Raw genomic sequence first — 23,660 nt, 5'->3', positions numbered from 1 at the left:
CACTCCACTCACGCTTTGTCTGTCGCCGCCGGCAAGGTGAATCCGGACACCGAGCGGCGCAGCTGGCTGGCCATTTTCGTCAGGTTGCCGATGCTCTCGGCGGTGGCGGTGGAGCCAGACGAGGTCTGCGAGGTGATCTGCTGGATCACGTTCATCGTCAGCGAGATCTGCCCGGCCGAAGACGTCTGCTGCTGCGCCGCGTTGGAAATGCTCTGGATCAGCGCCGCGAGGGTTTTCGACACGCCTTCGATTTCTTCCAGAGCCACCCCGGCATCCTGCGCCAGTCGCGCGCCGCGCACCACTTCGGTGGTGGTCTGCTCCATCGAGATCACGGCTTCATTGGTGTCGGTCTGAATCGCCCGCACCAGGGTTTCGATCTGCCGGGTTGCGGCGGACGAGCGCTCGGCCAGGCGCTGCACTTCGTCAGCGACCACGGCAAAACCGCGCCCGGCATCACCGGCCATCGACGCCTGAATCGCCGCGTTGAGCGCAAGGATGTTGGTCTGGTCGGCGATGTCGTCGATCAGGCTGACGATGTCGCCGATTTCCTGGGACGACTCGCCGAGGCGCTTGATGCGCTTGGCGGTGTCCTGAATCTGTTCGCGAATGTTGTCCATGCCGTGGATGGTGTTGTGCACCACCTCGTTGCCCTTGTTGGCGATTTCCACCGAGCGCTCGGCAACCGCCGACGACTCCGCGGCGTTGGCCGAGACCTGATCGATCGATTGCGCCATGTCGTTGATCGCGGTCGACGCTTCGGAGATCTGCTGGGCCTGATGCTCCGAGGCCTGGGCCAGGTGCATGGCGGTGGCCTGGGTTTCCTGTACGGCGGCGGCGACCTGACCGGCGGTGAGGTTGATGGTCGCGACCAGATCGCGCAACTGGTCGACGGAATAGTTGATCGAGTCGGCGATGGTCCCGGTGAAGTCTTCGGTCACCGAAGCGGTCACCGTAAGGTCGCCGTCGGCGAGGTCTTCAATTTCATCGAGCAGGCGCATGATCGCGTTCTGATTACGCTCGTTCTTCTCGGCGGTCTCACGCAACTGCCGGTTGGTTTCGCGCACCATCACCAGGCCGATGAGGATGATCGAGGCCAGCGCCAGCAAGCCGAGCACGTAACCGCCGATGGTATCGGTGTTACGCCCGCCAGCGAGGTTTTCGAAACGGGTGGCCAGGTGCGAGGCTTCGTCGAGCAGGGTTTGCGACAGCGAGAAGATATTGGTCGCCGACTCGCGCACCTTGAACAGCTCGGGCGAGGTTTCGAGGATTTCGTCCACCGAGCCTGAGACGAACTGGAACAACTCGGAGATTTCACTCAGCCGCGCGCGCGCATCGCGGTCTTCGACCTGAGTGATCTTCAGCGCCGGATTGCCCTGCAGCATGCCGTTGAGCACTTGACCGAACCGGGTCGCATCACGACCAAAAGCGTCAGCGGCCTGCTGCGAATTTTCGTCACCGGCCAGCACGGTGTTGACCGCGCCAAGGATGCGTTCGGCCAGAAGCGACTGACGCTGGGCCATCGCCACTTGCGCCGCCGGCGCGCCGCGTTGCAACAGGATTTCGACGACTTTTTCGTATTCGATCTGCAACTGCGGCACGGTTTCGGCCAGGGTTGCGGCGACCTGATGCAGGGACAGCACGGTCTGTTCGCTGGAAAGAATCGCGTCGGTGTTTTTCAGCAGGCGTTCCCAGTCCAGCTGCACCGCGCGCATTTCCGGGCGCACGGTGGCCGGTGCCGGTGGCAGGCCGGTATTCGGGTCGCCTTTTTTCAGGTAACCCCAGCGCTGGGCGAAATCGTTGCGCGCGTCACTGAGCAGCTTGAATGCTGCGGCCTTGCCGGCGGCGGCTTCGGTGGCGTTCTTGGCGATGCGTTGCGACAGCACGCGCAATTCACCGGCGTGGCCGATGTACTGTTTGTCGTAGTTCGCCTGGGTGTTGAGGTAGGCGAAGTTGGCGAACAGCAGCATGATGAACACGATCAGCGCGATGAACAGCACGATGATCTGCGCGCGGCTGCGCGACGCTTCTGCCGACTTGCCTGTTTTTGCTGTTGTCATCGGTCCTCGCCTTGGGAACGTTCCACTTACCCTGTGGGAGCGGGCTTGCCCGCGATGAGGCCGGCACATCCGACATCGATAGCGACTGATCCGGCGCTATCGCGGGCAAGCCCGCTCCCACAGGGGACGGTGTTGAATCTGTCAGATCGCGACGCTCATGAACACCGGCGACTTCGCCAGGGCAAACAGGCTGAACACCCGCCAGTTCTGCTCGCGGCGAAAATAGCCTTTGACGAACTCGGCCTTCGAGCCCTGGCGCTTGCTGATCGACAGCGGTTCGAAGCTGTGCTGATCGAAATGCTGCAGACCGATGACCTCGTCGACCATCACCCCGGCAAACACGTCTTCATGCTCCACCACCAGCACCCGCCGCTGTTTGCGCAGCGGCGACAGCTCATGGCCGAAGAAGCCGCACAGGTCCATGATCGGCAGCAGCCGCCCGCGCAGGTTGGCCACACCCTTTACCCACGGCTTGACCCCGGGCAATTGGGTGAAGCGCGGCTCATGCAGCACTTCGCTGACCTCGCCCATCGGCGCCACATACCAGTGCTCGCCGAGACGGAAACCGATGCCGCTCCAGCGCTCTTCGCGTGCCGCTTGCGACGGCAGGTCGGCCGCCAGCAAACGGCAGCGCTGGTCGATCTGCCAGAGCAATTCGAACGCGGTCAGCGACTCGCTCATGATCGCGCGATCAGCCTTTGAGTACGTTGTTCAGGGTCTTGATCAGGGTGTCTTCGTCAACCGGTTTGGTCAGGTAGTCCTTGGCGCCCTGACGAGTGCCCCAGACCTTGTCGGTTTCCTGATCCTTGGTGGTGATGATGATCACCGGGATTTGCGCCGTGTCAGCGTCCTTGGTCAACTGCCGGGTCGCCTGAAAACCGTTGAGGCCGGGCATGACGATGTCCATCAGCACCGCGTCGGGTTTTTCCTGGCGGGCCAGAGCCACGCCGTCGGCGCCGTTTTCGGCCTTCAGCACTTCATGGCCGTGCTTTTCGAGCATGCCGGTGAGTTTGTACATTTCGGTCGGCGAATCATCGACGATCAGGATACGTGCCATGGTTTTCCCCATTTTCTTGTCGACGCCCGGCCCGCTGGCCGCGTGTCTCTGAGTCTTCGTTACTGCGACACAACGGCGGCGAAGCCCGGAACATGGGCCTGGATCGCGCTGAGCAGTTCTTCCTTGCTGAACGGCTTGGTCAGAAATTGATCGGAGCCGACGATCCGCCCCTTGGCCTTGTCGAACAGCCCGTCCTTTGATGACAGCATGATCACCGGCGTAGCCTTGAAGGCGCTGTTGTTCTTGATTAACGCACAGGTCTGATAACCATCCAGACGCGGCATCATGATGTCGACGAAAATGATTCCGGGATGGTGGTCGGCGATCTTCGCCAGGGCGTCGAAACCATCGATGGCGGTAATCACTTCGCAACCGACATTCTTCAGCAATGTTTCGGCGGTGCGGCGAATCGTTTTCGAGTCGTCGATCACCATGACCTTCAAGGCGCTGGACTGCTGTTCCATAAGAGGGCTCTACCGTCGCCTTTGCGAATCAATTTGTCCGTTTTGCACTCAATAATGGCCTCAAACCCTTGATACCCAAGGGTCGGCGCGCTCTGCCAGCCTTTTTAGCACAGTCTCCAGATGCAATCTATCGACGGGTTTTTCCTTGACCGAAAACCCGCCCGGCGCCACTCTGGCGGCACTTTTTCAATACCGATCCGGTAGCCAATTTTCGAGGAAAACCCAATGAGCGTTCGCGTCGGGATTGTCATGGACCCTATCGCCAGCATCTCCTATAAAAAGGATAGCTCGCTGGCCATGCTGCTGGCGGCGCAGAAGCGCGGCTGGGAACTGTTCTATATGGAACAGAAGGATTTGTATCAGGCCGAAGGTCAAGCGCGCGCGCGCATGGCGCCGCTGAAAGTCTTTGCCAATCCGGAAAAATGGTTCGAACTGGACGCCGAGCAGGACAAGCTGCTGAGCGACCTGGACGTGATCCTGATGCGCAAGGATCCGCCGTTCGACATGGAATTCGTCTATTCCACCTACCTGCTGGAACAGGCCGAAGCCGCCGGCGTGCTGGTGGTGAACAAGCCGCAGAGCCTGCGCGACTGCAATGAAAAGCTGTTCGCCACGCTGTTTCCGCAGTGCACGCCGCCGACCATCGTCAGCCGTCGCCCGGATGTATTGCGCCAGTTTGCCGATCATCACGGCGACGTGATCCTCAAACCGCTGGACGGCATGGGCGGTTCGTCGATCTTCCGCCACACCGCTGGCCACCCGAACCTCTCGGTGATCCTCGAAACCCTGACCCTGCACGGCAAGCAGCAGATCATGATTCAGGGCTACCTGCCGGCCATCGTCGATGGCGACAAGCGCATCCTGATGATCGACGGCGAGCCGGTGGATTATTGCCTGGCGCGAATTCCGGCCCTCGGTGAAACCCGCGGCAACCTCGCCGCCGGCGGCCGTGGCGAAGCGCGTCCGCTGACCGACAAGGACCGCTGGATCGCCGCTCAGGTCGGCCCGACCCTGCGCGAGAAAGGCCTGCTGTTCGTTGGTCTGGACGTGATTGGCGAGCACCTGACCGAAATCAACGTCACCAGCCCGACCTGCATCCGCGAAATCGACAACGCCTTTGGCACCGACATTGGCGGCATGCTGATGAATGCTATCGAAAGCAAGCTGCAAGCTTCGAGCCGCAAGCCTCAAGCTTAAAGCCAGGCGGCAAGCTCTTAACTTGCAGCTTGCAGCTCGAAACTTGCAGCTGCCCCTATGCAGCTTGTCGCTTGAAGCTAGTCGCTTGCAGCTAAAAACCAACATTGCGTTATCATGCCGAGCCCGAAAAAACGTGATGTTGGTTTTTCTGCCATGACCCTCCCGTCCGATCTGCCCGCTGAACTCGCCCATCGTGGCGTGCGCCCGGCCGATCGCCTCGGCTTTACCCTGTTTCTGGCGGCGCTGATCCATTTGGCGCTGCTGCTCGGCGTCGGCTTCAGCATGGTCGAGCCGAAACAGATCAGCAAAACCCTGGAAATCACCCTCGCCACGTTCAAGAGCGAAAAGAAGCCACAGAAGGCTGACTTTCTCGCTCAGGAAAACCAGGAGGGCAGCGGCACGCTGGACAAGAAGGCGCTGCCCAAGACCACCGAAGTGGCGCCGTTCCAGGACAATCAGGTCAAGAAGGTCACCCCGCCACCGGCTGCCAAGGCCGAAGTGCGGGAGGCCGCGCCCAAGGCCGCGGTGACCACCGTCGCGCCGCAACCGAAGAAGGCCCCGACCAAGAAGGAAGAGCGCAAGACCGAGGTCAAACCGACCGTCGACGCGCCGGAATTCGACAGTTCGCAGCTGTCCAGCGACATCGCCAGCCTCGAAGCCGAATTGGCCAAGGAGCAACAGCTGTACGCCAAACGCCCGCGCATCCACCGCTTGAGCGCCGCCTCGACCATGCGCGACAAGGGCGCCTGGTACAAGGACGACTGGCGCAAGAAGGTCGAACGCATCGGCAACCTCAATTACCCCGAAGAAGCGCGGCGCAAGCAGATCTACGGCAACCTGCGCCTGATGGTCTCGATCAACCGCGACGGCTCACTGTACGAAGTGCTGGTGCTGGAATCCTCCGGCCAGCCGCTGCTGGATCAGGCCGCGCAGCGAATCGTCAGGCTGGCGGCACCGTTTGCGCCGTTTACCGGCGATCTGTCGGATGTCGATCGTCTGGAAATCATCCGCACCTGGAAATTTGCTCGCGGCGACAAACTCTCAAGCAATTGAAAACACCATAAAACCCTGTGGGAGCGGGCTTGCCCGCGATGGGGCCGGCACATCCAACATCCGTGGCGACTGACCTGACGCCATCGCGGGCAAGCCCGCTCCCACAGGGTTCAGCATTGCTCGCGGTTATTTGCAGCACTACCCAGACATCTCCACCTTGTCAGTTCGCCCCTCGAACGCCACACTAGCGCACATGAAAAACGTCAGCCCCAGCTACCTCAAGCATCACTTCCTGATCGCCATGCCGCACATGGCCGACCCGAACTTTGCCCACACCTTGACCTACATCGTCGAGCACACGGCCAATGGCGCGATGGGGCTGGTGGTCAACAGGCCGCAAGAGTTGAATCTGGCCGACATTCTCGAGCAACTCCGTCCGGACATCGAGCCGCCAGCACTGTGCCAGCACGTACCGATCTTCATCGGCGGCCCGGTGCAGACCGATCGCGGTTTTGTCCTGCATCCCGCCGGCCAGACTTTCCAGGCCACCGCACAACTGGATGGCGATCTGGCCCTGTCGACCTCGCAGGATGTGCTCTTCGCCATCGCTGACGGCGTCGGCCCGGCAAAAAGCCTGATCACCCTCGGGTATGCCGGTTGGGAAGCCGGGCAGCTGGAAGCCGAACTGGCTGACAACGCCTGGCTGACCTGCCCGTACGACGCCGATATCCTCTTCAACACCAGCAGCGAGCTGCGCCTCGACGCGGCAGCGCGGCATTTGGGCATTGATCTGAACCTGCTCACCAGCCAGGCGGGTCACGCCTGATGGCCCTGCGCCTGATTCTCGGCTTCGACTACGGCACCAAACAGATCGGCGTCGCGGTCGGCCAGGTGATTACCGGCCAGGCCCGCGAGCTGTGCACGTTGAAAGCGCAAAATGGCGTGCCGAACTGGGATCAGGTCGAAGCGTTGATCAAGGAATGGAAACCCGACGCAGTGGTAGTCGGCCTGCCGCTGAACATGGACGGCACGCCCAGCGACATGTGCGTGCGCGCGGAAAAATTCGCCCGCCGCCTGAACGGCCGCTACAACCTGCCCTTCTATACCCACGACGAACGCCTGACCACGTTCGAAGCCAAAGGCGAGCGCCTGGTGCGTGGCGGCCAGAAGGGCAGTTACCGTGACAACCCGGTGGACGCCATCGCCGCCGCTCTGCTGTTGCAGGGCTGGCTCGATGAAAACACTGCATTGTTTGAATCCTGACAAGCGCTTCGGCGCTTTTCTTTTGGTTATAAACCGGGCCTTGTCCGGCAGGACGCGGCCCGGATTCACGAAGGAGCAACCATGAGCCTGCCCAATCCCGCCGATCTGATCAGCCAGATGGCGACCCGCCTCAAGGCGCACCTTGCCCAGCGTGACATCAGCGAACCGCGTTACATCGGCATCCGCACCGGCGGCATCTGGGTCGCGCAGGCGCTGCTCAAGGAGCTGCGCAGCGATGCGCCACTGGGCACGCTGGACGTTTCCTTTTACCGCGACGACTTCAGCCAGAACGGCCTGCACCCACAAGTACGCCCGTCCGCCCTGCCCTTCGAGATCGAAGGCCAGCATCTGGTGCTGATCGACGACGTATTGATGAGCGGCCGCACCATCCGCGCCGCGATGAACGAACTGTTCGATTATGGCCGCCCGGCCAGCGTCACACTGGTCTGCCTGCTGGATCTGGACGCCGGCGAGTTGCCGATCCGCCCGAACGTGGTCGGCGCAACCCTGACGCTGGCCGCCCACCAGCGCGTGAAGCTTTCCGGCCCCGAGCCGCTGGCCCTCGAACTGCAAGACCTGTCCCTTTAATCCGCCCTATTGAGAGTCCCCTTCGCGATGACGCCTCTAGATACCAAGCGCCCGCTGCAGCTCAATGATCAGGGCCAGCTGCGCCACTTCCTCTCGCTCGACGGCCTGCGCCGCGAGTTGCTGACGGAAATCCTCGACACCGCCGACTCGTTCCTCGAAGTCGGCGCCCGGGCGGTGAAGAAAGTCCCGTTGTTGCGCGGCAAGACCGTGTGCAACGTGTTCTTCGAAAACTCCACGCGCACCCGCACCACCTTCGAACTGGCGGCCCAGCGGCTGTCGGCAGACGTGATCACCCTGAACGTGTCGACCTCGTCGGCCAGTAAAGGTGAAACCCTGCTCGACACCCTGCGCAACCTCGAAGCGATGGCCGCCGACATGTTCGTCGTGCGCCATGGTGATTCCGGCGCGGCGCACTTCATCGCCGAACATGTCTGCCCGCAGGTGGCGATTATCAATGGCGGTGACGGCCGCCACGCCCACCCGACGCAAGGCATGCTCGACATGCTCACCATCCGTCGGCACAAGGGCGGTTTTGAAAACCTCTCGGTGGCGATCGTTGGCGATATCCTGCATTCACGGGTGGCGCGCTCGAACATGCTCGCGCTGAAAACCCTCGGCTGCCCGGATATCCGCGTAATTGCGCCGAAAACCCTGCTGCCAATCGGCATCGAGCAGTACGGCGTCAAGGTCTACACCGACATGACCGAAGGCCTGAAAGACGTCGATGTGGTGATCATGCTGCGCCTGCAGCGCGAGCGCATGACCGGCGGCCTGCTGCCGAGCGAGGGCGAATTCTACCGCCTGTTCGGCCTGACGACCGCGCGTCTGGCCGGGGCCAAGCCCGATTGCATCGTCATGCACCCGGGGCCGATCAACCGTGGCGTGGAAATCGAGTCTGCAGTGGCCGACGGCCCGCACTCGGTGATCCTCAATCAGGTCACCTACGGCATCGCCATTCGCATGGCCGTGTTGTCCATGGCCATGAGCGGGCAGACCGCGCAACGTCAATTCGAGCAGGAGAACGCCCAGTGAAGCTCAGCATCCTCGGCGCACGCGTCATCGATCCTGCCAGCGGCCTGGATCAAGTCACCGACATTCACGTTGAAGCCTGCAAGATCGTCGCCCTCGGCGCGGCGCCCGCCGGTTTCACAGCCGTTGAAACCATCGATGCCAGCGGTCTGGTTGCCGCACCCGGGCTGGTGGACCTGAATGTCGCCCTGCGCGAGCCGGGCTACAGCCGCAAGGGCTCGATCGTCAGCGAAACCCGCGCCGCCGCGGCCGGTGGCGTGACCAGCCTGTGCTGCCCGCCGCAGACCAGACCGGTGCTCGACACCTCGGCAGTGGCCGAGCTGATCCTCGACCGCGCCCGCGAGGCCGGCAACACCAAGGTGTTCCCGATCGGCGCGCTGAGCAAAGGTCTGGACGGTGAGCAACTGGCCGAACTGGTGGCCCTGCGTGACGCCGGTTGTGTGGCATTCGGCAACGGTCTGGAGAGCTTTCGCAACACCCGCACCCTGTGCCGGGCGCTCGAATATGCGGCGACCTTCGACCTGACGGTGATTTTCAACTCGCAGGATCACGATCTCGCTGATGGCGGCCTGGCACACGAAGGCGCAGTGGCCAGTTTCCTCGGCCTGCCGGGGATTCCGGAAACCGCAGAAACCGTGGCACTCGCCCGCGATCTGCTGCTGGTCGAGCAGACCGGCGTGCGTGCGCACTTCAGCCAACTGACCAGCGCCCGCGGTGTCGCCCTGATCGCCCAGGCTCAGGCGCGTGGCCTGAAGGTCACGGCAGATGTCGCGCTGTATCAGTTGATCCTGACCGACGAAGCGCTGATCGACTTCAGCAGCCTCTATCACGTACAGCCGCCGCTGCGCACCCGCGCTGACCGCGATGGTTTGCGTGAGGCGGTGAAATCCGGCGTGGTCTCGGCAATTTCCAGCCATCACCAGCCCCACGAACGCGATGCCAAACTGGCGCCGTTCGGCGCGACTGAGCCGGGCATCAGCAGTGTTGAACTGTTGCTGCCACTGGCGATGACCCTGGTTGCGGATGGTTTGCTCGACCTGCCGACCTTGCTCGCGCGCTTGAGCGCAGGCCCGGCCGACGCGCTGCGCTTGCCGGCGGGCAAACTGGCGGTGGGCGGTGCGGCGGATATCGTCCTGTTCGATCCGAAGGCTTCGACGGTGGCCGGTGAAAGCTGGCTGTCGAAGGGTGAGAACTGCCCGTTCATTGGGCACAGTCTGCCGGGAGTAGTGCGCTATACGTTGGTGGATGGGCGGATCAGTCACCAGGCTTGATACCGAGGCGCTTCAATCGCGGGCAAGCCCGCTCCCACAGGGATTTGTAAAAACACAAATCCCTGTTTTACCCCGAAACCTGTGGGAGCTGGCTTGCCAGCGATGGCTTACTGGAAAGCGCCGCGATTCTGCGCGTTGCGCACCGAGACCTGATCATTCAGCGTCCAGAAGTCATACAGCACACCCAGAAAGAACAGCCCGCCGGTCAGCAGGTACACCAGGCCGCTGATCCACTTGCCCTGGTACATCCGGTGCACGCCGAGCGCACCGAGGAATGTCAGCAGAATCCACGCCACGTTGTATTCGATCGGCCCGGCCGCAAAACGCAGGTCGGCTTCGCGATCCATCGCCGGGATCAGGAATACGTCGATGAGCCAACCAATCCCCAGCAAACCGAAGGTAAAAAACCAGATCGTCCCGGTGACCGGCTTGCCGTAATAAAAGCGGTGGGCGCCGGTGAAACCGAAGATCCACAACAGGTAGCCGATGACTTTGCTGTGAGTGTCTTTTTCCTTCACGCGGGGTAGCTGATAGCTGTTCATTAAGACCTCATTGCACTCGATAGATAAATATTCTTCATTTCTTTGTGACTTTTTTACGGGTAGCCGACGTATGGCAAATGTTACCGTTGCTAGCGCGAACCCCTTGTAGAACCTGACTTCTGTCGGACAATTGCGTACTTTTTGAGCGTTTTTGGTTCCGTAGCCAGCCGAATGAATCGATGAACGGCCTCGGAGCGACAAAAAAAGCTGTTATAAAGTTGCGCGCTATCACTCAAGAGCCACGCCTAATGCGACCATTTTTCAAGACATGGCTAACCATCTGCCTGTTAATGCCACTGGCCGCCCACGCCACCAATCGTGAGCAACGTCTTCCCAACGTCAACGGCTTCACCCCTAAATCTCATGCTTCGGCTCCTTCGAGCAAAAGCAGCAAGAGCAAAACCACCACGCTGAGCAGCAAGAGCCACAGCAAGCTGGTGCCACCGATGGCGAGCAAGGAAAGCAGCAATGTGCTCAGCCGTGCGGTGAACGTGCTCGGTACACCTTATCGTTGGGGCGGCAGCAGCCCAAGTAAAGGCTTCGATTGCAGCGGTCTGGTGAAATACGCGTTCAATGACGCCACTTTCGACCTGCCACGCACCTCCAACGCCATGGCCAGCGGTCACGGCGAGAAAGTCGAGCGCAAGGATCTGAAACCGGGCGATCTGATTTTCTTCAACATCAAGAGCCGTCGGGTCAACCACGTTGCCATCTACCTGGGCAACGACCGCTTCATCCACGCCCCGCGCCGCGGCAAAGCGGTGAGCATCGATACGCTGAACAAGCCGTATTGGCAGAAGCATTACGTTGTAGCCAAGCGCGTGTTGCCGAAAGAACAAGGCCAGTTGCGCGTAGTCCAGCGCTGACACCGCATACCGATCGTTGGGAATGCAACCCGGGACGCTCTGCGTCCCTGCCGAAGCGGACGCGGAGCGTCCATTGAGGCATTCCCACGCGGAGCGTGGGAACGATCACGCCCCTTCGCTTCCCCTCAGAAATTATCCGGGGTGCGCGCCTTCTCCCGCGCATGCTCGCGACTGATCAAGCCTTTGCTCACCAACTCCTTCAGGCACATGTCGAGTGTCTGCATGCCCAACGACCCGCCGGTCTGAATCGCTGAGTACATCTGCGCGACCTTGTCTTCGCGGATCAGGTTACGAATCGCCGACGTCCCCAACATGATCTCGTGCGCCGCCACCCGCCCACCGCCGATCTTCTTGATCAGCGTCTGCGAGACCACTGCCAACAGTGACTCCGACAACATCGAGCGGACCATCGATTTCTCGTCGCCGGGAAACACATCGACCACGCGGTCGATGGTCTTCGCCGCCGAGGTGGTGTGCAACGTGCCGAACACCAGATGCCCGGTCTCGGCAGCGGTCAGCGCCAGGCGAATGGTTTCCAGATCACGCATCTCGCCAACCAGAATCACGTCCGGGTCTTCACGCAACGCTGAACGCAACGCGGTGGCGAAACTGCGGGTATCGCGATGCACTTCACGCTGATTGATCAGGCATTTGCGCGATTCGTGGACGAATTCGATTGGGTCTTCGATCGTCAGGATGTGATGGTGGCGGTGGGTGTTGAGGTAATCGATCATCGCCGCCAGCGTGGTCGACTTGCCCGATCCGGTCGGCCCGGTGACCAGCACCAGCCCGCGCGGTGCGTCGGTGATCTTGCGAAAGACGTCGCCCATGGCGAGGTCTTCCATACTCAGCACTTTCGAGGGAATGGTGCGGAATACCGCGCCGGCGCCTCGGTTCTGGTTGAAGGCATTGACCCGAAACCGCGCCACGCCGGGGACTTCAAAGGAAAAGTCGGTTTCCAGATGTTTCTCGAAGTCGACCCGCTGGGTGTCGTTCATGATGTCGTAGATCAGCTCGTGCACCTGCTTGTGATCCAGCGCCGGCAGATTGATCCGCCGCACATCGCCGTCAACGCGGATCATCGGCGGTAGCCCGGCCGACAGGTGCAGGTCGGAAGCGCCCTGTTTGGCGCTGAAGGCCAGCAGTTCAGTGATATCCATAGCGTCCCTCAATTCCAGTAGAATGCCGCGAACCTACAGACCGCCGGCGCCTCTTGATGTCCACGATAGCAGACAACATCGCCCTCGTTAGTTCACGCATTCAGGCCGCGACGGCTGCTGCCGGGCGTGCCGAAAACAGCGTCCAGCTATTGGCCGTGAGCAAGACCAAACCCGCCGAAGCCCTGCGCGAAGCGTATGCCGCTGGCCTGCGCGACTTCGGCGAGAACTACCTGCAGGAAGCCCTCGGCAAACAGCTGGAACTGGCCGACCTGCCCTTGATCTGGCACTTCATCGGCCCCATTCAATCGAACAAGACTCGCGCCATCGCCGAGCATTTCGACTGGGTGCACTCCGTGGATCGCCTGAAAATTGCTCAACGCCTGTCCGAACAGCGCCCGGCCGATTTGCCGCCGCTGAATATCTGCATTCAGGTCAATGTCAGCGGCGAAGCAAGCAAATCCGGCTGCACCCCGGGCGACCTGCCAGCGCTGGCCGCGGCCATCAGCGCACTGCCGAGGCTGAAACTGCGCGGACTGATGGCGATTCCCGAGCCGACCGATGATCGCGCCGAGCAGGATGCTGCATTCGCCACCGTTCAGACGTTGCAGGCGAGCCTCGACCCGCCGCTCGACACCCTTTCGATGGGCATGAGCCACGATCTCGAGTCGGCGATTGCCCAAGGCGCCACCTGGGTGCGGATCGGTACCGCGCTGTTCGGCGCCCGAGATTATTCCCAGTCTTGAACGTTTCCAGATAAGGACCACACATGAGCAACACACGTATTGCGTTTATCGGTGCGGGCAACATGGCGGCCAGCTTGATCGGCGGCCTGCGCGCCAAAGGTCTGGAAGCAGCGCAGATCCGCGCCAGCGATCCGGGCGAAGACACCCGCGCCAAGGTCAGCGCCGAACACGGCATCGAAACCTTTGCCGACAACGCCCAAGCGATCGACGGCGTCGATGTCATCGTGCTGGCGGTCAAGCCACAGGCGATGAAAGCCGTCTGTGAGGCGATCCGCCCAAGCCTCAAATCCAATCAACTGGTTGTCTCGATCGCCGCCGGTATCACCTGCGCAAGCATGACCGCGTGGCTCGGCGAGCAGCCGATCGTGCGCTGCATGCCCAACACCCCGGCGCTGCTGCGTCAGGGCGTCAGCGGTTTGTACGCGACCAGCGAAGTGACCGCCGAACAGCGCCAGCAAGCCGAAGAGCTGTTGTCCGCTGTCGGCATCGCCTTGTGGCTGGAACAAGAACAGCAACTGGACGCCGTGACTGCGGTGTCCGGTTCCGGCCCGGCGTATTTCTTCCTGTTGATCGAAGCCATGACCGCCGCCGGCGTCAAACTCGGCCTGCCGAAAGAAATCGCTGAGCAGTTGACCGTGCAGACCGCTTTGGGCGCCGCGCACATGGCAGTGTCCAGCGACGTCGACGCGGCCGAACTGCGCCGCCGTGTGACTTCGCCAAACGGCACCACCGAAGCGGCAATCAAATCATTCCAGACCCATGGCTTCGAAGCCCTGGTTGAAACCGCACTCGGCGCCGCCGCGCACCGCTCGGCCGAAATGGCCGAACAACTGGGCAAATAAGGAGCCTTTCATGATCGGATTGAACACCGCAGCGGTTTACGTGCTGCAAACCCTAGGCAGCCTGTACCTGCTGATCGTGCTGCTGCGCTTCGTCCTGCAACTGGTGCGAGCGAACTTCTACAACCCGCTGTGCCAGTTCGTGGTCAAGGCCACCCAGCCGCTGCTCAAGCCGCTGCGCCGGATCATCCCGAGCCTGTTCGGCCTCGACATGTCGTCGCTGGTCCTGGCAATCCTGGTGCAGCTACTGCTGATGGCGCTGACCCTGCTGCTGACCTATGGCACCACCGGTAATCCGCTGCAACTGTTGATCTGGTCGCTGATCGGCGTCACCGCGCTGTTCCTGAAGATTTTCTTCTTCGCCCTGATCATCAGCGTGATCCTTTCGTGGGTCGCCCCGGGCAGCCACAATCCGGGCGCTGAACTGGTCAACCAGATCTGCGAGCCGGCACTGGCACCGTTCCGCCGTTTCCTGCCGAACCTGGGCGGTCTGGACCTGTCGCCGATCTTTGCCTTCCTCGCGCTGAAGCTGATCGACATGCTGGTGATCAACAATCTGGCGGCGATGACGATGATGCCGGAGATTCTGCGTTTGCTGATGTGAGGTCGAGGACTGGGCGCTGGTCTTGATATCGGCGTCGCCTGCGCCCCTCACCCCAGCCCTCTCCCGAGGGAGAGGGAGCCGATCGGGTTGTTTTCAAGGTCTGAGTCGACCCGATATCTCGGGCCAGCGTCACTCTGAAGATCGCCGCGGTCAGTCCCCTCTCCCTCCGGGAGAGGGTTAGGGTGAGGGCCGCTTGCCGCTACTCCCCCGGTCTTTAGACTTACGCCTCATTTCAACGAGAGCAGGGTCGATGCCAACTGCCTTTCCCCCCGATTCTGTTGGTCTGGTCACGCCGCAAACCGCGCACTTCAGCGAACCGCTGGCGCTGGCCTGTGGTCGTTCGCTGGCCGCCTATGACCTGATCTACGAAACCTACGGCACGCTTAATGCGCAGGCGAGCAACGCCGTGCTGATCTGCCACGCGCTGTCCGGCCATCATCACGCGGCCGGCTATCACAGCGTCGACGACCGCAAGCCCGGTTGGTGGGACAGCTGCATCGGCCCCGGCAAGCCGATCGACACCGACAAGTTCTTCGTGGTCAGCCTGAACAACCTCGGCGGCTGTAATGGCTCCACCGGCCCAAGCAGCGTCAACCCGGAAACCGGCAAGCCATTCGGCGCCGACTTCCCGGTGCTCACCGTGGAAGATTGGGTGCACAGCCAGGCGCGTCTGGCCGACCTGCTCGGCATCGGCCAGTGGGCGGCAGTGATCGGCGGCAGCCTCGGCGGCATGCAGGCACTGCAGTGGACCATCACTTACCCGGATCGCGTGCGCCATTGCCTGGCCATCGCCTCGGCGCCGAAGCTGTCGGCGCAGAACATTGCGTTCAACGAAGTGGCGCGACAGGCGATTCTCACCGACCCGGAATTCCACGGTGGCTCGTTCCAGGAACAAGGCGTGATCCCCAAGCGCGGGCTGATGCTGGCGCGGATGGTCGGGCACATCACCTACCTGTCCGACGACTCGATGGGTGAGAAATTCGGCCGGGGTCTGAAGAGCGAAAAGCTCAACTACGACTTCCACAGTGTCGAGTTCCAGGTCGAAAGCTACCTGCGCTATCAGGGCGAAGAATTCTCCGGGCGCTTCGACGCCAACACCTATCTGTTGATGACCAAGGCGCTGGATTACTTCGATCCGGCGGCGAACTTCAACGATGATCTGGCGAAAACCTTCGAAAACGCCACGGCGAAATTCTGCGTGATGTCGTTCACCACCGACTGGCGTTTCTCTCCGGCCCGCTCGCGCGAGCTGGTCGACGCGCTGATGGCGGCGCGCAAGGACGTCAGTTATCTGGAAATCGACGCACCGCAGGGCCACGACGCCTTTCTGATTCCGATCCCGCGCTATTTGCAGGCGTTCGGCAATTACATGAACCGCATCACGCTGTGAGAAAGCCATGAGAGCTGATCTGGAAATCATCCAGGAATGGATCCCCGCCGGCAGCCGCGTCCTCGACCTCGGTTGCGGTAACGGCGAGCTGCTGAGCTGGCTGCGCGACAACAAGAATGTCACCGGTTATGGCCTGGAAAACGACGCCGAGAACATCGCCGAATGCGTGGCCAAAGGCATCAACGTCATCGAGCAGGATCTGGACAAGGGGCTGGGCAATTTCGCCAGCAACAGTTTCGACATCGTCGTTATGACCCAGGCCCTGCAAGCGGTGCACTACCCGGACAAGATCCTCGACGAGATGCTGCGGGTCGGTCGTCAGTGCATCATCACCTTCCCGAACTTCGGCCACTGGCGCTGCCGCTGGTACCTGGCGAGCAAGGGCCGCATGCCGGTGTCGGAGTTTCTGCCGTACACCTGGTACAACACGCCGAACATCCACTTCTGCACGTTTGAAGACTTTGAAGAGCTGTGCCGCGAACGTGACGCCAAGGTCATTGATCGGCTTGCCGTGGATCAACAGCACCGCCACGGGTGGGCCAGTAAGCTATGGCCTAATCTGTTAGGTGAAATCGGTATCTACCGGGTCAGCAGCCCGCTGCTGGCCGACCATAAGGTCGCGGTCTGAGCCGGGTTATTCGAGGAGCACGAACATGAGTCGTCTAGCGTTGTTGTTACTGACTGCCTGCCTGAGCGCCGGCGCCCTGGCGGCCGACGTCATCAAGGGCGAACGCAAGGAAACCTTCGGCGACGTCACGGTGCACTACAACACCTTCAACTCGACCTTCCTGCAACCGGACATTGCCAAAGCCGCCGAACTGATCCGCAGCAAGAACCAGGGCGTGATCAACGTCTCGGTGCTCAAGAACGGCAAACCGGTGATCGCCAGTGTCACCGGCACGGTCAAGGACCTGACCAGCAACAGCGTGCCGCTGAACTTCCGCCAGGTCACCGAACAGGGCGCGATCTACTACATCGCCCAGTATCCGGTGCCGCAGCAGGAAACCCGTACCTTTGAAATCAAGGTGCAGAACGGCGACAAGATCAACACCCTCAATTTCAACCAAGAACTCTTTCCCGGCGAATGATGAACATCAAGCAGCTCGTACTGGCCAGCCATAACGCCGGCAAACTCAAAGAACTTCAAGCGATGCTCGGCGACTCGGTGCAACTGCGCTCGATCGGCGAATGGAGCAAGGTCGAGCCGGAAGAGACCGGTCTGTCGTTTGTCGAGAACGCGATTCTCAAGGCACGCAACGCTGCGCGCATTTCCGGGCTGCCGGCGCTGGCCGACGACTCCGGTCTGGCGGTGGATTTTCTCGGTGGCGCACCGGGCATCTATTCGGCGCGTTACGCCGATGGCAAGGGCGATGCGGCGAATAACGCCAAACTGCTCGACGCTTTGAAAGATGTGCCGGAAGCCGAGCGCGGCGCGCAGTTCGTCTGCGTGCTCGCCCTGGTGCGTCACGCAGACGATCCGTTGCCGATTCTGTGCGAAGGCCTGTGGCATGGACGGATTCTGACCGCCGCCAGCGGCGAACACGGCTTTGGTTATGACCCGCTGTTCTGGGTGCCGGAACGTGACGTGTCCAGCGCCGAGCTGAGCCCGGCCGACAAGAATCAGATCAGCCACCGCGCCCGCGCCATGGTGCTGCTGCGCCAGCGTCTGGGTCTGCAATGACCGGTGACGCTTCTGCATCGGCGCTGATTATCGGCGGCGCCGCCTCCTCGCCTCGGGCGCCGCTGCCAACGCTGCCGCCGCTGTCGTTGTACATCCATATTCCGTGGTGCGTGCGCAAATGCCCGTATTGCGATTTCAACTCGCACACCGCAAGCCCCGTGCTGCCGGAACAGGAATACGTCGACGCGCTGCTGGCCGATCTCGATCAGGATCTGCATGCGGTGTATGGCCGTGAGCTGACCTCGATTTTCTTCGGTGGCGGCACGCCGAGCCTGTTCAGTGCCGAAGCCCTTGGACGTTTGTTGAAGGGCGTCGAGCAGCGCATCCCGTTCGCCGACGACATCGAAATCACCCTTGAGGCAAATCCGGGTACCTTCGAGCAAGAGAAGTTTGTCGCTTATCGCAAGCTGGGGATCAACCGGCTGTCGATCGGCATCCAGAGTTTCCAGCAGGAGAAGCTTGAAGCCCTCGGCCGCATCCATAACGGTGATGAAGCTGTGCGTGCGGCAGGTATGGCGCGCCAGGCCGGGTTCGACAACTTCAACCTCGACCTGATGCATGGCCTGCCGGATCAATCGCTGGACGATGCCTTGGCCGATCTGCGCCAGGCCATCGAACTGCAGCCGACACACATTTCCTGGTATCAACTGACGCTGGAGCCGAACACCATGTTCTGGAACCAGCCGCCAGTGCTGCCGGAAGACGACACGCTGTGGGACATCCAGGAAGCCGGGCAAGCGCTGCTGGCCGAGCACGGTTACGCGCAGTACGAAGTGTCGGCCTACGCCCAGCCCGGTAAACCGGCGCGACACAACCTCAATTACTGGAGCTTCGGCGACTTCATCGGCATCGGCGCCGGTGCGCACGGCAAGCTCAGCCACCCGGACGGGCGCATCGTGCGCACCTGGAAAACACGGCTGCCCAAGGACTATCTCAACCCGGCAAAAAACTTTCAGGCCGGTGAAAAAGCCTTGAGCAACGATGAGCTGCCGTTCGACTTCCTGATGAACGCGTTGCGCCTGACCGCGGGCGTCGAATCACGCCTCTACCCGGAGCGCACCGGCCTGTCGCTGGATACGCTTGCCGAAGGCCGGCGCGAGGCCGAACAAAGCGGCCTGATGCAGGTCGAACCGTCACGTCTGGCGGCCACCGAGCGCGGACAATTGTTCCTCAACGACTTGCTGCAACAATTTCTGAGCTGAGCCCAACGGCGGCCTAAGGATAAACCCATGGATTTGATACTCGACCTGCTCGCCACCGTCTCCCGCTGGAGCCGCAGCAACCTCTCGGAAATCGCCCTGGCACTGGTCGGTTGCCTGCTGGTGCTGTTCGGTGCGGATTTCAAAGGCTGGGTCGAGCAACGCCTGGGCAGCATCGCCGGCGCCCTGCGCGTGCCGCTGATGGCCCTGCTGTGCGTGATCGGCAGCGGCGCCGCACTGATTTACGCCACGCCGTGGGTAGTGAAGGGCTTGAGCCAGTTCAACAACTACAGCCTCGCGCCGGTGTTGCTGGTGGTGCTGGTGCTGATCGGCGTCGTTGCCGACCGCCGCTGATTCCGTAAACACCCCAAAACAACTGTGGGAGCGAGCCTGCTCGCGAAGACGTCTTAACATTCAACATCATCGTTGACGGTCAGACCGCTTTCGCGAGCAGGCTCGCTCCCACAGTTTTTATTGCGTGATGCTTAAGCGAGTTTTTCGAACTTCAGATCCCACACGCCATGGCCAAGACGTTCGCCGCGGCGTTCGAACTTGGTGATCGGGCGTTCGGCCGGGCGCGGTACGCATTTGCCGTCTTCGGCGAGGTTGCGGTACCCCGGGGCGACGTTCATCACTTCCAGCATGTATTCGGCGTACGGCTCCCAGTCGGTGGCCATGTGCAGAATCCCGCCGACCTTCAACTTGCTGCGCACCAGTTCAGCGAAGGACGCCTGAACGATACGCCGCTTGTGGTGACGACTTTTGTGCCATGGATCCGGGAAAAACAGCATCAGGCGATCGAGGCTGTTGTCGGCGATGCAGCGGTTGAGCACTTCGATCGCGTCGCAATCGTAGACCCGCAGGTTGGTCAGGCCCTGAGTCAGTACGCCGTTGAGCAGCGCGCCGACACCCGGACGGTGCACTTCAACGCCAATGAAATCCTGCTCCGGCGCGGCCGCGGCCATTTCCAGCAGCGAGTGGCCCATGCCGAAACCGATTTCCAGCGAGCGCGGTGCCGAGCGGCCGAAGACCTGGTCGTAATCCACCGGCGCATCGGCCAGCGGCAGCACGTACAGCGGCGCGCCCTGGTCCAGGCCGCGTTGCTGGCCTTCGGTCATGCGCCCGGCGCGCATCACGAAACTCTTGATGCGGCGGTGTTGGCGCTCGTCGCCTTCGTCCGGCTGGACAGGCGTGTCGTTCGATTCAGTCATCAATGGCTCTTACTTGATCAGACCATCCAGCGGCGAAGAGGCGCTGGCATAAAGTTTTTTCGGCATACGGCCAGCGAGGTAGGCCAGACGACCTGCGACGATGGCGTGTTGCATGGCTTGCGCCATCATCACTGGCTGCTGGGCGTGGGCGATGGCCGAGTTCATCAGCACCGCATCGCAACCCAGCTCCATGGCGATGGTTGCGTCGGACGCAGTGCCGACACCGGCATCGACCAGCACAGGGATTTTCGCTTCTTCGAGGATGATCTGCAGGTTGTACGGGTTGCAGATGCCCAGACCGGAACCGATCAGACCGGCCAGCGGCATCACGGCGATGCAGCCGATCTCCGCCAGTTGCCGGGCGATGATCGGGTCATCGCTGGTGTAGACCATCACGTCGAAGCCTTCCTTGACCAGGGTTTCCGCGGCCTTGAGGGTTTCGATCACGTTGGGGAACAGGGTTTTCTGATCAGCCAGCACTTCCAGCTTCACCAGGTTGTGGCCGTCGAGCAGCTCACGGGCCAGGCGGCAGGTGCGCACGGCTTCGATGGCGTCGTAGCAACCGGCGGTGTTCGGCAGGAAGGTGTAGCGCTCCGGCGACAGCACGTCGAGCAGGTTCGGCTCGCCTTCGATCTGACCGAGGTTGGTACGGCGCACGGCGAAGGTGACGATCTCGGCACCCGAGGCTTCGATGGCCTGACGGGTTTCTTGCATGTCACGGTACTTGCCGGTACCGACCAGCAAACGCGACTGGTAAGTACGACCGGCCAGCACAAAAGGCTTGTCGCTACGAACGATGCTCATAAGGAATCCTCTTTAGGAGTGAGGGTCTTGCAGAATGCTTCAATAACCAAACGCTGTGAAAACGTCGCGAGCGAAGTAAAGACAAGGCAAAAACAGGCGAGGAAGCGGAGTCTACTGGTTGTAAATGAGCATTCCGAGCCTGTTTTTAACGCAGTATTTACGAGCGCAGCAGTTTTCACAGTGTTTGTGATCAGCCGCCGCCGATGGCGTGCACTACTTCGACGTTATCGCCGTCGTTCAGCGTGGTGTCGGCATGCTGGCTGCGCGGGACGATATCCAGATTGAGTTCGACTGCTACCCGGCGTCCGGTCAGTTCCAGGCGGGTAATCAGCCCCGCAACGGTCTCGCCGTCGGGCAATTCAAGGGGTTCGCCGTTCAATTGAATGCGCATGCACAACGCCGCCATCATTTTTAGGGGCTGGCATTCTAGCCCGATCATGACCTAAAGGTCAGTACCAAGCGTCAAGCGGTTAGCTGCAAACGCCAGGCGGCGAGGCCAAGGCAAACCCAACCGATCAGAAACGCAAGACCGCCGAATGGGGTGATGATGCCGAGCTTGCTGATGCCCGTCAGGGTCAGCAGATACAGGCTGCCGGAGAACAACAGAATGCCGACGGCAAAGGACACGCCGGCCCAAGTGATCAGCCGCCCTGGAATCTGCGTAGCCAGAAGCGCGACCCCGAACAACGCGAGGGTGTGCACCAGTTGATAGGTGACGCCGGTGTGGAAGATCGTCAGATATTCCGGGGTCAGGCGGTTTTTCAGGCCGTGGGCGGCAAACGCGCCCAATGCGACCCCGGTGAAACCGAAAAAAGCGGCCAGCATCAAAAAGCCACGCAGCATTGGGAACTCCAGTCAGACGCAATCGGCAGGGTCTGTATAATGGCCCGCTCCACCGGTTCGGCCAAGCCATCTCTATGCTGCGTTCAATATTCCGTCGTCTTGTGAAGGCTCTGCTCTGGTTCGCCGGGGGCAGCATCCTGCTGGTGCTGCTGTTTCGCTTCGTGCCGCCACCGGGCACCGCGCTGATGGTCGAGCGCAAGGTCGAATCGTGGATCGACGGCGAGCCGATCGACCTGCAGCGCACCTGGAAGCCATGGGACGAGATCTCCGACGATCTGAAGGTGGCGGTCATTGCCGGCGAAGACCAGAAATTCCCCGAGCACTGGGGCTTTGATCTGCGCGCGATCCAGGCCGCCCTTGCCCACAACGAGCTGGGCGGCTCGATTCGCGGTGCCAGCACCCTGAGCCAGCAGGTGTCGAAAAACCTGTTTCTCTGGGCCGGACGCAGTTATCTGCGCAAAGGGCTGGAAGCCTGGTTTACCGCGCTGATCGAGGTGTTCTGGCCCAAGCAGCGGATTCTTGAGGTGTATCTGAACAGCGTCGAATGGGATGACGGCGTGTTTGGCGCCGAAGCGGCGGCTCGTCATCACTTTGGCGTGAGTGCGAAGTCGCTGTCGCGGCAGCAGGCGAGTTATCTGGCGGCGGTGCTGCCTAATCCGCGAGTATGGAGCGCGAGCCGGCCGACCGGTTATGTGTCGCGCCGGGCCGGGTGGATCCGGCAGCAGATGAGTCAGTTGGGCGGTGATAGTTATCTGTTGGGCCTCAATGATTCGCGGCGGGCGCCTTGGGCTGACTGATAGCCCTCCTACGCTCCCGACACTGAAAATCCCTGTGGGAGCGGGCTTGCCCGCGATAACAGTAGTTCAGCCAACGTCTACATGACTGAAACGACGCCATCGCTGGCAAGCCAGCTCCCACAAGGATTGATGCCGCCCTGAAATACGAGCATAAAAAAACGCCCCGATCATCACTGATCGGGGCGTTTTTGTTTGCCGGTGCGCCGGTTACGCGGCGATCGACAATTTGAGCTTGTTCATCGCGCTTTTCTCAAGCTGACGAATCCGCTCGGCCGACACGTTGTACTTCTGCGCCAGGTCGTGCAGCGTGGCTTTTTCCTCGGCCAGCCAACGCTGGTAGAGGATGTCACGGCTGCGTTCGTCCAGCACTTCCAGTGCTTCGTGCAGGTTGGTATTGGAGTTGTCGCTCCAGTCGGCATCTTCCAGCTGACGCGCCGGGTCGTACCGGTGGTCTTCCAGGTAATTGGCCGGCGACTGGAAAGCGCTGTCGTCGTCCGCTTCCGCGGCCGGGTCGAAGGCCATGTCATGGCCAGTCAGACGGCTTTCCATCTCGCGTACTTCTCGCGGCTCGACGCCGAGGCTTTCCGCCACACGGTGGACTTCCTCGTTGTTCAGCCACGCCAGACGCTTCTTCTGGCTGCGCAGGTTGAAGAACAGCTTGCGCTGGGCCTTGGTGGTCGCGACTTTCACAATGCGCCAGTTGCGCAGGATGAATTCGTGAATTTCCGCCTTGATCCAGTGCACGGCGAACGACACCAGACGCACACCCATTTCCGGGTTGAAGCGCTTCACGGCCTTCATCAGGCCGACGTTACCTTCCTGGATCAGGTCAGCCTGAGCCAGACCGTAGCCGGAATAGCTACGGGCAATGTGTACGACAAATCGCAGGTGGGCGAGCACCATCTGCCGAGCCGCCCCCAGATCCTGCTCATAGTAGAGACTCTCGGCCAGTTCACGCTCCTGCTCCGGCGTCAGCAATGGAATGCTGTTCACGGTGTGCACATAGGCTTCCAGGTTCGCACCCGGAACCAACGCGTACGCAGGTTGCAAAGAATTGGTCAT

General features: G+C 61.3%; 29 protein-coding genes. 18 read left to right on the top strand and 11 right to left on the bottom strand.

Annotated elements, in window-relative coordinates; translation table 11 throughout:
* Positions 1 to 8 precede the first annotated feature (8 nt).
* From M0746_RS27535 to pilG, 4 genes are all read right to left on the bottom strand, one after another.
* Positions 9 to 2,057: a methyl-accepting chemotaxis protein gene (locus M0746_RS27535; protein WP_090287125.1), complete on the bottom strand. Its 2,049-nt coding sequence runs from the start codon at positions 2,055 to 2,057 to the stop codon at positions 9 to 11.
* 141 nt (positions 2,058 to 2,198) lie between these two features.
* Positions 2,199 to 2,738, bottom strand: a complete 540-nt coding sequence (locus M0746_RS27530) for a chemotaxis protein CheW (RefSeq protein WP_090287127.1) — start codon at positions 2,736 to 2,738, stop codon at positions 2,199 to 2,201.
* Positions 2,739 to 2,748: 10 nt separating this feature from the next.
* Positions 2,749 to 3,114, bottom strand: coding sequence for a twitching motility response regulator PilH (pilH, locus tag M0746_RS27525; protein ID WP_258451281.1), 366 nt, complete (start codon positions 3,112 to 3,114; stop codon positions 2,749 to 2,751).
* Between the two features lie 59 nt (positions 3,115 to 3,173).
* A complete protein-coding gene (pilG, locus tag M0746_RS27520; RefSeq protein ID WP_208939416.1) occupies positions 3,174 to 3,578 on the bottom strand; it encodes a twitching motility response regulator PilG in 405 nt (134 codons plus the stop codon).
* 225 nt (positions 3,579 to 3,803) lie between these two features.
* Between pilG and gshB the strand changes: the two genes are divergently transcribed.
* The 7 genes from gshB to M0746_RS27485 all read left to right on the top strand — a co-directional run bounded on the left by gshB (position 3,804) and on the right by M0746_RS27485 (position 9,919).
* Positions 3,804 to 4,775 carry a glutathione synthase gene (gene gshB / locus M0746_RS27515; RefSeq protein ID WP_090287131.1) on the top strand — a complete coding sequence of 324 codons (972 nt, stop codon included), beginning with the start codon at positions 3,804 to 3,806 and terminating at the stop codon, positions 4,773 to 4,775.
* 153 nt (positions 4,776 to 4,928) lie between these two features.
* Positions 4,929 to 5,828, top strand: a complete 900-nt coding sequence (locus M0746_RS27510; protein ID WP_258451280.1) for an energy transducer TonB — start codon at positions 4,929 to 4,931, stop codon at positions 5,826 to 5,828.
* 193 nt (positions 5,829 to 6,021) lie between these two features.
* A complete protein-coding gene (locus M0746_RS27505; RefSeq protein WP_258451279.1) occupies positions 6,022 to 6,594 on the top strand; it encodes a YqgE/AlgH family protein in 573 nt (190 codons plus the stop codon).
* Positions 6,594 to 7,031 carry a Holliday junction resolvase RuvX gene (gene ruvX / locus M0746_RS27500; protein ID WP_041476809.1) on the top strand — a complete coding sequence of 146 codons (438 nt, stop codon included), beginning with the start codon at positions 6,594 to 6,596 and terminating at the stop codon, positions 7,029 to 7,031. The genes M0746_RS27505 and ruvX overlap by 1 nt, the downstream gene beginning before the upstream one ends.
* Positions 7,032 to 7,112: 81 nt before the next feature.
* A complete protein-coding gene (gene pyrR, locus M0746_RS27495) occupies positions 7,113 to 7,619 on the top strand; it encodes a bifunctional pyr operon transcriptional regulator/uracil phosphoribosyltransferase PyrR (protein ID WP_258451278.1) in 507 nt (168 codons plus the stop codon).
* 27 nt (positions 7,620 to 7,646) lie between these two features.
* Positions 7,647 to 8,651, top strand: a complete 1,005-nt coding sequence (locus M0746_RS27490; RefSeq protein WP_007913665.1) for an aspartate carbamoyltransferase catalytic subunit — start codon at positions 7,647 to 7,649, stop codon at positions 8,649 to 8,651.
* A complete protein-coding gene (locus M0746_RS27485) occupies positions 8,648 to 9,919 on the top strand; it encodes a dihydroorotase (protein WP_258451277.1) in 1,272 nt (423 codons plus the stop codon). The genes M0746_RS27490 and M0746_RS27485 overlap by 4 nt, the downstream gene beginning before the upstream one ends.
* 107 nt (positions 9,920 to 10,026) lie before the next feature.
* Here M0746_RS27485 and M0746_RS27480 read toward each other — a convergent pair whose 3' ends face one another.
* Positions 10,027 to 10,461 carry an NINE protein gene (locus M0746_RS27480; RefSeq protein ID WP_090287138.1) on the bottom strand — a complete coding sequence of 145 codons (435 nt, stop codon included), beginning with the start codon at positions 10,459 to 10,461 and terminating at the stop codon, positions 10,027 to 10,029.
* Positions 10,462 to 10,709: 248 nt separating this feature from the next.
* Between M0746_RS27480 and M0746_RS27475 the strand changes: the two genes are divergently transcribed.
* Positions 10,710 to 11,327: a C40 family peptidase gene (locus M0746_RS27475; protein WP_090287140.1), complete on the top strand. Its 618-nt coding sequence runs from the start codon at positions 10,710 to 10,712 to the stop codon at positions 11,325 to 11,327.
* 125 nt (positions 11,328 to 11,452) lie between these two features.
* On the opposite strand, the gene M0746_RS27470 is transcribed toward M0746_RS27475, so the two are convergent.
* Positions 11,453 to 12,487, bottom strand: coding sequence for a type IV pilus twitching motility protein PilT (locus M0746_RS27470; protein WP_208939410.1), 1,035 nt, complete (start codon positions 12,485 to 12,487; stop codon positions 11,453 to 11,455).
* A 56-nt stretch (positions 12,488 to 12,543) separates the two neighbouring features.
* Between M0746_RS27470 and M0746_RS27465 the strand changes: the two genes are divergently transcribed.
* The 9 genes from M0746_RS27465 (at position 12,544) to M0746_RS27425 (ending at position 19,297) form a co-directional block, all read left to right on the top strand.
* Positions 12,544 to 13,230 (top strand): YggS family pyridoxal phosphate-dependent enzyme, encoded by a 687-nt coding sequence (locus tag M0746_RS27465; protein WP_258451276.1) that lies wholly within the window; start codon positions 12,544 to 12,546, stop codon positions 13,228 to 13,230.
* A 23-nt stretch (positions 13,231 to 13,253) separates the two neighbouring features.
* Entirely contained in the window at positions 13,254 to 14,072 is an 819-nt protein-coding gene (proC, locus tag M0746_RS27460; protein ID WP_258451275.1) for a pyrroline-5-carboxylate reductase, read from the top strand.
* Positions 14,073 to 14,082: 10 nt separating this feature from the next.
* On the top strand, positions 14,083 to 14,673 hold the full coding sequence (locus tag M0746_RS27455) for a YggT family protein (RefSeq protein ID WP_039757546.1): 591 nt from the start codon (positions 14,083 to 14,085) through the stop codon (positions 14,671 to 14,673).
* A gap of 250 nt (positions 14,674 to 14,923) precedes the next feature.
* On the top strand, positions 14,924 to 16,063 hold the full coding sequence (gene metX, locus M0746_RS27450; protein ID WP_208939407.1) for a homoserine O-succinyltransferase MetX: 1,140 nt from the start codon (positions 14,924 to 14,926) through the stop codon (positions 16,061 to 16,063).
* Positions 16,064 to 16,070: 7 nt separating this feature from the next.
* On the top strand, positions 16,071 to 16,691 hold the full coding sequence (gene metW, locus M0746_RS27445) for a methionine biosynthesis protein MetW (protein WP_208939406.1): 621 nt from the start codon (positions 16,071 to 16,073) through the stop codon (positions 16,689 to 16,691).
* Positions 16,692 to 16,716: 25 nt separating this feature from the next.
* A complete protein-coding gene (locus tag M0746_RS27440; RefSeq protein ID WP_258451274.1) occupies positions 16,717 to 17,151 on the top strand; it encodes a DUF4426 domain-containing protein in 435 nt (144 codons plus the stop codon).
* The gene (rdgB, locus tag M0746_RS27435; RefSeq protein WP_258451273.1) at positions 17,148 to 17,744 is read left to right on the top strand and encodes an RdgB/HAM1 family non-canonical purine NTP pyrophosphatase; all 597 of its coding nucleotides are present in this window, start codon (positions 17,148 to 17,150) and stop codon (positions 17,742 to 17,744) included. The genes M0746_RS27440 and rdgB overlap by 4 nt, the downstream gene beginning before the upstream one ends.
* Positions 17,741 to 18,946, top strand: coding sequence for a radical SAM family heme chaperone HemW (gene hemW, locus M0746_RS27430; RefSeq protein WP_258451272.1), 1,206 nt, complete (start codon positions 17,741 to 17,743; stop codon positions 18,944 to 18,946). The genes rdgB and hemW overlap by 4 nt, the downstream gene beginning before the upstream one ends.
* 27 nt (positions 18,947 to 18,973) lie before the next feature.
* On the top strand, positions 18,974 to 19,297 hold the full coding sequence (locus M0746_RS27425) for a DUF3392 domain-containing protein (protein WP_003229134.1): 324 nt from the start codon (positions 18,974 to 18,976) through the stop codon (positions 19,295 to 19,297).
* Positions 19,298 to 19,428: 131 nt separating this feature from the next.
* On the opposite strand, the gene trmB is transcribed toward M0746_RS27425, so the two are convergent.
* The 4 genes from trmB to M0746_RS27405 all read right to left on the bottom strand — a co-directional run bounded on the left by trmB (position 19,429) and on the right by M0746_RS27405 (position 21,801).
* Positions 19,429 to 20,154 (bottom strand): tRNA (guanosine(46)-N7)-methyltransferase TrmB, encoded by a 726-nt coding sequence (gene trmB / locus M0746_RS27420; RefSeq protein ID WP_253496804.1) that lies wholly within the window; start codon positions 20,152 to 20,154, stop codon positions 19,429 to 19,431.
* Positions 20,155 to 20,163: 9 nt separating this feature from the next.
* Positions 20,164 to 20,958 carry a thiazole synthase gene (locus tag M0746_RS27415; RefSeq protein ID WP_258451271.1) on the bottom strand — a complete coding sequence of 265 codons (795 nt, stop codon included), beginning with the start codon at positions 20,956 to 20,958 and terminating at the stop codon, positions 20,164 to 20,166.
* A gap of 190 nt (positions 20,959 to 21,148) precedes the next feature.
* Entirely contained in the window at positions 21,149 to 21,349 is a 201-nt protein-coding gene (thiS, locus tag M0746_RS27410) for a sulfur carrier protein ThiS (RefSeq protein WP_258451270.1), read from the bottom strand.
* A gap of 71 nt (positions 21,350 to 21,420) precedes the next feature.
* Entirely contained in the window at positions 21,421 to 21,801 is a 381-nt protein-coding gene (locus tag M0746_RS27405; RefSeq protein WP_258451269.1) for a DUF423 domain-containing protein, read from the bottom strand.
* 74 nt (positions 21,802 to 21,875) lie between these two features.
* Here M0746_RS27405 and mtgA point away from each other — a divergent pair, with 74 nt between their 5' ends.
* The gene (gene mtgA, locus M0746_RS27400; RefSeq protein WP_258451268.1) at positions 21,876 to 22,598 is read left to right on the top strand and encodes a monofunctional biosynthetic peptidoglycan transglycosylase; all 723 of its coding nucleotides are present in this window, start codon (positions 21,876 to 21,878) and stop codon (positions 22,596 to 22,598) included.
* 207 nt (positions 22,599 to 22,805) lie between these two features.
* On the opposite strand, the gene rpoH is transcribed toward mtgA, so the two are convergent.
* A complete protein-coding gene (gene rpoH, locus M0746_RS27395; RefSeq protein ID WP_016772717.1) occupies positions 22,806 to 23,660 on the bottom strand; it encodes an RNA polymerase sigma factor RpoH in 855 nt (284 codons plus the stop codon).

This window comes from Pseudomonas sp. S11P7 (genome assembly GCF_023195435.1).
GTDB classification, from domain to species: Bacteria; Pseudomonadota; Gammaproteobacteria; order Pseudomonadales; family Pseudomonadaceae; genus Aquipseudomonas; species Aquipseudomonas fluorescens_G.
The sequence above is the reverse complement of the archived record's forward strand: the minus strand, read 5'-3'. Positions and strand labels throughout refer to the sequence as shown.